Annotated in this window: 2 protein-coding genes; one reads left to right on the top strand and one right to left on the bottom strand. The window is 69.9% G+C overall.

Translation table 11 applies throughout. The features are described 5' to 3' along the window. On the top strand, positions 1–671 hold a 671-nt coding region (locus EAW56_RS11850), incomplete at its 5' end, for an FGGY-family carbohydrate kinase (protein ID WP_244213430.1). A gap of 16 nt (positions 672–687) precedes the next feature. Here EAW56_RS11850 and EAW56_RS11855 read toward each other — a convergent pair. After that, positions 688–2,249 (bottom strand): N-acetylmuramoyl-L-alanine amidase (locus tag EAW56_RS11855; protein WP_122086754.1); only part of this gene is annotated, 1,562 nt, incomplete at its 5' end.

Consider the following 2,249-nt stretch of genomic DNA (forward strand, 5'->3'; position numbering starts at 1 on the left):
GGCTGTTCATGCTGCTCAACACGGGTGCGCAGCCGCGCATGAGCAGCGACGGCCTGCTTACCACCGTGGCGTACCAGATCGACGGCGAGCCGCCGGTGTACGCGCAGGAGGGCTCCGTGGCCGTCGGTGGCTCCCTGATCCAGTGGCTGCGCGACCAGCTGGGCATCCTGCGTACCGCGGAGGAGTCGGAGCGGCTCGCGGCGCAGGTGGACAACAGCGGCGGGGTGGTGATCGTACCCGCGTTCTCCGGGCTGTTCGCGCCGCGGTGGCGCCCCGACGCGCGCGGCGTGATCACGGGCCTGACCAGGTTTGTGGACCGCCGCCACATCGCCCGCGCCGCGCTCGAGGCCACCTGCCTGCAGGCGCTCGAGGTGGTGCGCGCGATGGGCGGCGAGCCAACGGAGCTGCGCGTCGACGGCGGCATGACCACCAATGACCTGCTCATGCAGATGCAGGCCGACATCCTCGGCCTTCGCGTCGAGCGCCCTGCGAACACGGAAACCACGGTGATGGGCGCAGCGTCGGCCGCGGGCATTGGGGCCAAGCTTATTTGTGCCCCCTTGTCCCTCGGCCCCACCACCGCCTGGGAAAACACGTGGGCCGACCCCGAACGGGACCGGCTGGTGGCGCGGTGGGAGGACGCGGTGCGCCGCTCCTACGACCAGGCCTAGCTGCGGGCCTGACGGCCTAGTTGGTCGTGATGTTTACCGCGTTGGTGGCGGGGCTGTAGCTGATGGCGCCGCCTTGGAAGGTGACCTGGACGGTGCCGTCGCCAAGCGTGCGCTGCTGCGAGAGCGGCATGCCGAGCGGGCCGGCGTCCATGCCCTGCTGGAGCCAGGCGTCCGCCACCTTGCCGGCCAGCGTGTAGATCTGGCCCTGGCGGTCCTTCACGCCGATGCCCTTCTGGAAGAAGGCGTACTCGCGGCCGCCCACCTGCGGGCCGCCCACGCCGGCGGTGATCGCGCCGAGGGTCGGCTCGAACTGGTACCACACGTCTGCGAGGTCCTGCTTGCCCACGGCCTGCAGCGCGGGGCCGATGTACGGAGTGAGCTGCTGCACGGTCAGGCCGGGGATGATCTCCATCCCGGCGACGGACTTGGTGGCGCCGGGCAACAGGCCGCGGGAGTTGGCGTACAGGATGACCAGGCCGGCGAGCGTGCCGGCAGCGGCGGCGATGGCGACGGCGTCGCCGGCGGCCAGGCCCTCGAGGGAGACGTTGCTCTTCGCCTTCTGCGCGTCGCCGTTCGGGCGGACCACGGTCGTGGTGGTGCCGTCAGGGTTGGTCACGGTCTCCGTGTCGGCGTCGCTGGAGCCGAGGGCGGAGGAGAGGTCGCCGACGGTGGTGTCGGTGGCCTCGACGTCAGGATTGGCATTGTCGGGCAGGCCGTTATCAATCCCGCCGTTGTTGCCCGGCTTGGACGGGTTGAGGATGGAGTCGAGGCCCGTCGAGCCCTTGAGGCTGTCGTACTTGCGGTTAGCAATCCGGCGGATGTCGCCCATCCGGTTGTACAGGTTTTGGCCCGGGCAGGCGTTGTAGTGGAAGTCGCGGTGGGCGTTGATGTTGGGGAACATCGCGCCCTGGCCCGCGGGGTAGCGGGATCCCGGGAAGGAAAAGTCGGCGTAGTGGTAGTCGGAGCCCATCGGGTCGAAGCCGGCGACGGCGGCCTTCCAGCCGATGATCTCGCCCATCGCGTTGATGGCGGCCTCGGTGGGGGAGGCGGTCTCGTAGTTGCCCAGCATGGACACGCCCCAGGTGTTCTGGTTGAAGCCGCCCACGTGCGCGCCCTCGACGGCGCGGTCCAGGCCGCCGGCGCGGCCCTCATAGATGTTGCCGTACTTATCCACCAGCGCGTTGTAGCCGATGTCGCCCCAGCCCAGGTTGCGGGCGTGGTACTGCCAGATGCCGCGGACAATGCCCGGCGCCTGCGCCTCGGAGTAGCTGTTGGAGCCCGCGGTGTGGTGCACCGTCGCCGCCGTCACCGGCTCGGTGTAGGTGGGGTTGGAGGAGGCACCCGCGCCCCACTGGGAGCGGGTGATCACCTTGGGCATGCCGCGGGTGTAGGAGTCCGCCACCGGGGCGATCGGGTTCGCGTTGCCGTTGCCGCCGTCCAGGAACACGGCCTGCAGGTCCTTCGCGGTGGTGGGGGCGGCGGAGTCCGTGCGGCCCTCATCCAGCAGGTCGACGTTGCCGGTGGAGACCTGGATGCGCTTGGTGGATTCGACGAAGATCGGTTCGGTGCCGTTGGTCT

It is taken from the genome of Corynebacterium gottingense, from assembly GCF_003693265.1.
Classification (GTDB): domain Bacteria; phylum Actinomycetota; class Actinomycetes; order Mycobacteriales; family Mycobacteriaceae; genus Corynebacterium; species Corynebacterium gottingense.